Origin of the sequence: Rhodoferax sp. (genome assembly GCF_028689305.1) — a bacterium.
Lineage (GTDB): Bacteria > Pseudomonadota > Gammaproteobacteria > Burkholderiales > Burkholderiaceae_C > Rhodoferax.
This window is the reverse complement of record NZ_JAQTWM010000084.1, coordinates 6,288-14,885: the sequence shown is the minus strand read 5'-3', so window position 1 is coordinate 14,885 and position 8,598 is coordinate 6,288. Positions and strand designations below refer to the sequence as shown.

The window sequence follows — 8,598 nt, the reverse complement described above, 5'->3', positions numbered from 1 at the left end:
CTTTGCCTCTCAGATTCGCTGGGAACAGGGTCATGAAGTAAGGAGACACAAAGCTGGCGCCGGCGGTCTTGAACGACGCCAACACCTGCGCCGGTGCTTTGGGGTTTTTCCAGGCCTGGGTGTGAAATTCGGGGACGGCGAACGGCTCGCCGGGTGTCAGGTAGTGGTGTCGCAATAACTCGATGTTGAGCGCACCGCCATACAGATTGATGCCTTTTTTATAGGGCTGTGGTCCGGTCAGGCTGGCGTCCGAGGCCGTGAGCAACGGATTCCAGGTACCCACCGTGGCGGTGGCGATCTGGTGTGAGTAGAGTTTGCCCCTTGGCAAACCACTGGCCACGGCGGCATCAAACCATTGGTACAGCGCCTGTTTGACCTGGTGGCTGCGGAACTCGTTCCAGGCCTTTGCCAGTGGATTGAAGTAGTAGTCCTGCATATCCCGTGGTTGATCAAGCCAGAAACGTTGTGCTGGTGCTGCCTTGCCGAGGGGGGCTTCTCCTGTCACCGGTGGTGGTGGGCCTTGATGATTGCCCATCAGGACAATCTTGCGGCGTGCCAGCTCGCGCTTTTCGCCTACGCCAACCAGTGCCACCTGAAGGGTGTGGATGCCACGTGGCAGCACTGAAAAATCCAGCCAGTACCTGAAACCGACACCAGCCTGCTTGATGTCAGGGACGGCTTCATAAACATCTTGTCGGCTCAAGCCGTATTCGGCCTGACCGAGCAGTTTGCCATCCAGGTAGACCTCGATCTGATGATTGGCAGGCAGGGCAGATAACCAGCCTTCAACAGGGAGCAAGCCATGGGCATAAGCGTCAAAGTGTTGGTGAAATCCCTTCAGCTTGTCTCGCCGGATGTCTTTCGCCGGTGGGGCAATGTCACTGAACTGGTTGAACTTGCTGCCCCATTGTTGATTGAGGCGGCTCAAAAGCGGTTGGCGGTTGCGCAACCAGGCCTGGAAAGCCTTGACCGAAGTTGGGCTGTAGTCGGTCACTCGGATGTTGTCGTAACGGCCCATGCCGTTGGCAAAGTCCGGGAAGAAATGATGCAACTCGCCTGCCAGGGTGAAGCCAACAATGCGGTCCTGCAAGGTTGCGGGCAGTGTGCTGTACCACCGCCCAACCGTCCCCAACGCAGCAAAACGTAACTGGTTGATTTCCAGTGCGGCGTCTGTCTCCAGTGTCCAGGCATTGATGCTGTTGACAAAGTAATGCTCTTTGGGAACGGTCTGGTCGCTGAAGACAGTGTACGAACTGGTTGGCAAACTGCGATGCGCTGGTGGGGCGGCAAACTGGTTGCCCATCAGGTACAGAACGACCGGGCGGCGAGTGGTCTGGATCAGCTTTTGCAGTTTATTCAGGTGCGCCTGCAAGTCAGCCGGCTTGTCAAACCCCAGCAGGTTGATGCCGATGGTGTAGCCAATCTGCACGTTTCCGGCAGCACCACCGGGCTCAAGGCGGTTCAAGGCAGCCTGTATCAGCGCCGCGCTGGGGTTGTCCTGACTGGCGCAGGTTGCCAGGGCTAGTGGCACGGTGCCGCTTTTGGCGCCAGCAGCACAATAACCCACGCCTTCAATCATGGGGGCGATCACAAAAGGGGTGGTTGGCCTTGCGAGAGCCGGCAAACAAGGCGCCAAGGCGCAGGCCAGAGCCAGCACACGTAAGGAAACAAGTGTCACGCTCAGTACTCCGCAAATTGGCGAATCGCCTGGTAAAACTGGTCAGAGCCATCTTTGGGGTTGTCCGCGCGCAGTTCCATGGCGTTGACACCGTGCTGAATGTTTCCCCGATAACGGTCCGGGACGGCGGACAGGTAATACGGGCTGATGAATCGGGCACCAGCCAGATAGTGTGATCGCATGGCTTCCAGATGGACGCCGGGGCGTTTCCATTGCTGGGGGTTGAACTCGGGCACACCGTAGTCGGTCAGCTGGCGCTGAGACAAGAAAGTGCGGACCCAATCACTGTTGGTGGCGCCGCCGTAGAGGTTGATGCCGGCTTTCCAAGGGGTATTTTTTTCCAGACTCTGCTCCACGGCAAAGAGCTGTGGGTTCCAGCTGGAGTTCACCCCCGGCAGAATCTGGTGGGAGTAAATTTTGTGTGCAGGCAGCCCTGCTTCACGTCCCACTTGGTAGAGGCGGTCCATGAACCGGCGCACCTGCCAGCCGCGGTACTGGTTCCAGTCGCGCGCCAGCGGATTGAAATACACGGTTGTCCCCGCTTTGGGCAGGTCCATCGACGTTTTGACACCCGACAGTCCGCCGATCGAGTTCACATTTTTGAGCCCATCCGGGCTGGTCAACAAAAAACGTTTGTTGTCGGCGTGTTTGACAGCAAAAGGGACCTGCCCAAGCAGATAGGGCCGTGGACCATCGCTGGCGACAATCTGAGCCAAATGCTGGCCACTGGTCAGGCGGCTGACATCCAGGTCGTACCGGTAGCCCACGTTGGGCGTGGTGACGTCGGCCAACGCCCGGTAGACATCCAGCCGGTTGAGTCCTCTTGGCACGGGGCCGACACGTGAGCCATCAATGTACAAGTCAAGCTGCTTGATGCGTTGCTGGGGGTCCCACAACCAGCCAGCAATCGGCAGCGTGCCGTCGGCAAAGGCGTCGTAATGTTCAAAGAAGGAGGTGAGTGGCTCCTGATGGATGTCTTTCGAGGGGGCGGGAACGTCGTCAAAGCGGGCAAAATGAGAGCCATGGTGGGCATTGAACTTTTGCAGATTTCCGTATTTTTCGGCCAGCCAGCGCCTGAAACCGGCCACGGAGGCCGTACTGTAGTCAGTGACCCGAATGTCCTGGTATCGGCCGGTGCCGCTTTCAAAATCAGTAAACATCTGGTGTAACTCGCCAGGCAGGGTGACCGCAATAATTCGGTCTTGTACCGCCTTGGGAAGTTGACCGAGCCGCTTGATAACGTGTTTCAGCGCCGTATACCGATAGTGATTCACGGCGATGGTGTCGTCGGGCTGCAGGGTGTAGGGCACGATGCGGTAGCCAAAATAGTTGGCCATGGCGGGTTTGCCGTCCCTGAGCAGCATCAGGTTGCGCGGGTCTTCCAGCAGCCCGTCCACCAGCGGGCCTTGTGAATCAAAATGGTCCGCCGACAGGTAGACCACGACAGGGCGCTGGATGTTGGCCAGCAATTGCAGGTAGACCCCCAGCTTGCGATCATCAATGACCCAGTTGCTGCCCTCGCGTTTGTAAAGTGCAAGCAATTGCAGCGTGGCGACATAACCTACCTGGACTTGTCCTTTGGGGCCACCTGGTTCAAGCTGGTCCAGTAGGCGGTTGATGCCTGTGGCGCCGTCAAGCTGATGCTCGATGCAGTAATGATTGACCTGGTCAATGCCTTTCAGATTTGATTGTTTCAAACCTTCTTCACAGGCGTACAGTCCTTCCACCGTTGGCATGAGGTAGAACGTGTCTCGTTCAGGTAGCCGTGGCCCGGCTTCCGCCCACGGCACCGCCAGCAACATCAGGGTAGCCAGTAGAACCTGCGGAAGAAATGATGTGAGTGGGTGCGGATTCATGGCGTGGAAAGCAGTGTTTGCATGCTGGAATACAGTTGGTTGGAGCCGAACTGAAGATTGTCGGGGTCGAATGAAAACAGATTGGGGGTGGTCATGATCCGTTGTGCCTGCCAACGGGTTTCCAGAAAAAAAGAGACAAATCTGGCGCCACGGTGCTGGTGCTGGCTGATCACTGCGCGCAATTGCTCCGCATCCATGGCCTGCAATGGATGGAACTCTGTCACACCATAAGATGCATGCGGTCTCGGCTTGAACCAGTCGTCCAGAGAACGGCCATAACTGGTCTGCCCATACAGGCTGATGCCTGTACGCAGGGTGCCCAGGGGCTGCAGAGAAGCCGCTGCTGCGTATTTGCTGCTGTCCCAGCTAGGGTTGAACTGTGGCACGATCTGGTGGGTGTAGCGCGGGGTGTCGTTGAAACAGGTTTGTGTCACCAGTCTGTTGAAGTGCTGCAAATAATCCACAACTTGAGCTTCGCGGAACGCCAGCCATTCAACCGCCAGCGGGTTGAAGTAATACGACGCATGCTCCCTGGGTTCGTCGATGTAAGCCGACATCTGCGACGGCCGGGGCTGCATGGGGGGCAAGGCTGTCATCGGCTGTACTTGCGGTGTGGTTTGTCGCTTGTCCATGACCGAGATCAGTCGTGTGCCCAGGTGAGTCAGCGGCCCGGCTGGTTGTGCCAGCGCCAGGTCGATGCGGTGAATGCCTGCCGGGAGCTGGCTGAAGTCAAGGTCATGCCGCCAGCCGACGTCAGCTGTCTTGAACTCAGGGTGCACTGCCAGGACATCCTGGCGGCCCAGTTGTACAGGCGCTTCAGCAACCGGCTTGCCATTCAGATAGATGTTGACCGTTTGGCCGGCGATCAATGTGCCAGGCGTGTGAACCCATCCGCTGACAGGCAGCTGTCCAGTTGCATAGGCGTCAAGATGTTCTTCAAAACGGGTCAGTTTTTCGCTGCGAATGTTTTTGGCAGGGGGAAACACACTGTCGAATGAGGGGTAGTTGCTGCCGAGTTTCTGATTCAGTGTCTCGATACGGGTGTAACGCTGCGTCAGGTAGCGCCGGAATCCGGTGACGGAGGTGGTGCTGTAGTCTGTCACATGGTAGGGACGATCAAACCCCATACCTGATTCAAAATCGGGAAAAAGCTGGTGGGTTTCACCCAGCAGGCTGATACCTTTGATGCGATGGCGGGCATCGTCTGGCAAGGTGCACAAGCGCTGCAGCAGGGCATGGATCACCTGGCCGCGGTAGAGGGTCAGCGGGTTGTCTGTTCGGGCCACGCTCCATGGGTAGACCGGCTGCCCATAATAAACGTCCTGGGCCAGAGGACCGGCTGGGGTGTGTCCCAGGTTGTCCGGGTTTTGAGCCAGCACCGGCTCAATCGGAGCATTGACGCCAAAGTGGGTTGAAAAAAGATAAAGCAGCAAGGGCCGCGGGTTGTCGCGCACGGTGCGCACAACGCGTTCAAGTGCCTGCTGGTCAACCTGCCAGCCCTGTCCCTGTGGCTTCAGAAAGGCCAGCAGCGGTACTTTGAGGGTGTAGCCCAGTCGCCCGTTGTTGTTGGTGGGCGACACGGGTCGCAAGCCCTGGAGTGTGGATTCCACCAGATGGGCTGCAGAACCGTTGGGCCCCTGGCAGCCGGTTTGCCAATGAGCTGGTGCGGCTGGGACAGTGTCTGTCCGGGGCAGCAGGCAGTTGTCCAGGTCCATCATGGGCAGCAACCAGAAATCGGTGGCTTGCGGGCGCAGTTGCCACCATGCGCCGACCCCAAGGCCAAGCGTCGCTGTCAGCAGGTAAATGCTGGCGCGCCGATTTATTTTCCAAGCCAAGACTTGACCCGTCTTTGGAGGTGGGTTGGCACCAGTCTGGCCAACGGGGACAGCGCCGTGCTGGCCCGTAGCCACACAATCGTGTGAAGGGTGGACGACTTCAGGCCGTTGCCCGGTTTTTGGCCGTTGTCCAGCCATTGCTGGTTTTCACGCAATTGCTGTTGAATACCCAGAAGTTCATGCAGTGGTGGCGTGATTGGGCGGGGCAGCGAGGCGAGGTAGTTGCCTCGGTAGGCAAAGGTGTTGGCGGCCTCAAATTCGCTTTTTGGCAGTGGCGCGATGTGCTGGGGATTGATCCCGATGCCAAAGTTGTTCTCCCGCAGGTCATTGAAGAAATTGACCCATCGGTTGGCACTTTGGTGCCAGTCACAAAGCCAGGTCCAGTCACGGTTTTGCAGTCGTTCGGCAAAAGCACCAATGTTGGGCGCCACAATCGGCAAACCGCTTTCCAGGCTGGTACTGAGGGTGTAGCTGTACGTTTCGGGCCAGACGGCCGGGAACCAGATGACATCGGGTTGCAGCCACTGCAGCAGTTGCAGCAAATCTTTGTCGTCGTAGCCACCGTGCACGGTCAAGCGCGCCTTGGGCTGGGTACGCAGGCTGCGGTAGGCGTACCCGATCAAATGGAAATCGACGGCGATGTTTCGCTGTGCTGCCGACAGGGCCACTTCTTCCAGTACATCAGCACCCTTGATCTTGCTTAAGGCCCCTAGCACCACAACCTTCAGTCGTTTGCCAGGTTTCAAGGTACGCGCCCGCGGCTTGGGGTCAACAGGTGGCTGCAGTTCCAGCGCCGAGTGGGGGACCACGATCACATTGGCACTGGGTTCGAAGTGTTTGAGCCGCAAGGCGGTGTCCTGGCTGGGGGCAATCACAAAGCGGGCGTCGCGCAACAATTGTGAATGTCGTTCACGCCAACTTTCGATACTGGCACCCTCTGGAGCAGGTTGACGCTTCAGGCACTGGTGGCATTGTTCCAATCCCTTTTCACCGCAGTATTGGTCGGTATGATCGGTTAACGAGATTTGCGGGCAATAGCTGAAGTAGTCATGAACGGTGAAATCATGGCTGACACCCAGTTGAGCGGCCAGTTCTGCAATGTCAGATGAGTGCCCCAGCAAATGATGATAGTGCACATGCCCTACCTGTAGTTGGCGCAGTGTCCTGACCAGGTGGGCCCGGTCCTGCGGGATGGCAAAGTGCAAGGCAAATGCCTCATCAGCCCCTTCCAGTTTCAGTGTGACACCACCAGGGGCCGGGCTGAGCCGCAGGAAGGTGGCCAATTTGCCCAGCCGGTCGGCCAGCTCCTGGATATGGCGCAGCGTCCCCCCTTCGCGGTTGTGGATGACGTTCAGAATCACGGGTTTACTGTCATCAAGGATTCGGGCAATGTCGATCAGCAGCCGGCCTGGACGGGCCGGATCGTGAGCCACAAAATTCATCACATCGGGCTCGTAACGGTGGTGCAAACGTCTCAGGGTTTCCATGGCCTGCACTTCCCGCTCGCTTTTGGTGCCACCAAAACTGATGCCACCCGCATGTCGCACAAAGGTGTCCAGCGCATGCAGATTGGTCCAGCCAGCCAACTGTGCACGCACGCAGAAGTCGTTCTCTTCACCATAACCCTTGCCAAAATTGTCAACGTCAAACAGGCCGACTTCCTGCAGGCATTGGCGGCGGACATACATGCAAAAACCGACTCCGGTGGGCACGGCCAAAGTTTGTCCGGCCAGGTGGTTCGCAAAAAGCCGGTCCAAGGCGGCAGTGTCGTAACCTGTCGGTAAATCATTGGGCTGGCAAAAACGCGGGTAACTGCAAATGGTGGCGTTGTTGGAAAACGGGGTGACGCTGGCCACCCGGGGGGCACTGTAGGCGGCTCGCTGGATGCGATCAAGCCAGTCGTTGGCCACTTCGGCATCGCTGTTGAGCAGCAGCACATCGTTGTCGGCGTGCAGGCTCATGCCCCGGTTGACCGTCGCGACAAAGCCAAGGTTTTCCGTGTTTTCCAGCAGCGTCATACGCTTGTCGGTGAGGGCGATGGATCGGAGCCATTCAGTGACCTCCGGCTCCGGGCTGCAGTCGTTGATGACGATCAGCCGCCAAGCCGTTTGGCACGGGGCATTGAGCACTGACTCAATGCAGCGGCGCGTGTCTTCGATGCCGCGATAGACCGGCACGATGATGTCCACCGGATGGGTAGGCAAAGGAATTGGATTGGTCATGGGCACGGTCAGTTGCGGGGCAGTGAGGTCTGGGGCCTTGCCGAACAAACGGTCAAGATGCATTTTGAAATTGACGATGGGGCGGGTGACTCGGAATACCGTTGACGCTTCGATGGTCTGTAAGTGCTGTTGTAATTGCCTGAGTTGATCTTGCTGGACCAGGTTGTTGAGCCTGGCTCTATTTAATGCGTCTGACAGGTTTTGTTTGTCTTTCTGAAGCGCTCTCCAGACACTCTCGGCCACTGCTGGCTGCCGCTGTTGCTCCTGAGTGATCGCCTTAACTTGAAGCTGAAACTCAGTTTCAAGTTTGGCCTGTAAGGCAGCTAGGGCCAGCTGGGTGGCGATGCCTGCCTGCATATAGTCAGCAGACATTGGCCAGCCACAAATAACCTCCAGCCGTGCACCATGCAGGCTCGCCTGCTGCAAGACCGATTCCGGCAACGGAAGCTCCAGCCAAGGGTCGTCCCCATATAAAAAAAGCAAGGTGCTATCAGACAACGCCCAGGGGTGCTGAAACAGCATTTGTTGGTGAGCACACTGGCTCAGCAGGTTGGTGTCGTGTTTCCCGGCTTCCCAATCCCATAGTTGGGTACCGTCGGGCAGCAACAGCCGCAACTGATACAGCTTGAAGAAGCCCGGGCGGTCAGCGGGGTCAAGGCGAAGAGTGGTGTAGGGTTGGGTTGCCGGGGGCACAGCAAAGCTCAAGGTCTGCCGTGGCAGGCCAATGCTGCCGGCAGAGACCAGCTTGTGATTTTCTTGATAGCCCTCGGTCGTGGCCAGATAAAGCTGGGTCGAAAACAAGGCATGTGCGGGCTCGCTACTCTGTGCCCGCTCGTGAGGGGGGGGGGCGCCGACTTCGTTGTCAGGTTGCAGCACCGCAACAAACTGGTACGTCAGCGCGTCGGGCAAGGCCAGCAGATGTCGGGCCACGGCCGGTGGCAGGCCATCAAACGGCACGGCGAATTCCGAGGCCAGCAAATCGCGCCGGGTCACCCGGATATCGGTGG

4 protein-coding genes are annotated in these 8,598 nt (G+C 58.0%); all 4 read right to left on the bottom strand.

Annotated elements, in window-relative coordinates; translation table 11 throughout:
* A partial coding sequence (locus tag PHW99_RS14895; protein ID WP_300179197.1) for a beta-galactosidase occupies window positions 1-1,579 on the bottom strand: 1,579 nt, incomplete at its 3' end.
* Window positions 1,580-1,680: 101 nt separating this feature from the next.
* Window positions 1,681-3,414, bottom strand: a complete 1,734-nt coding sequence (locus tag PHW99_RS14890; RefSeq protein WP_300179194.1) for a beta-galactosidase — start codon at window positions 3,412-3,414, stop codon at window positions 1,681-1,683.
* Window positions 3,415-3,530: 116 nt separating this feature from the next.
* Window positions 3,531-5,369 (bottom strand): hypothetical protein, encoded by a 1,839-nt coding sequence (locus tag PHW99_RS14885; RefSeq protein ID WP_300179191.1) that lies wholly within the window; start codon window positions 5,367-5,369, stop codon window positions 3,531-3,533.
* A partial coding sequence (locus PHW99_RS14880; protein ID WP_300179188.1) for a glycosyltransferase occupies window positions 5,354-8,598 on the bottom strand: 3,245 nt, incomplete at its 5' end. The genes PHW99_RS14880 and PHW99_RS14885, both read right to left, overlap by 16 nt.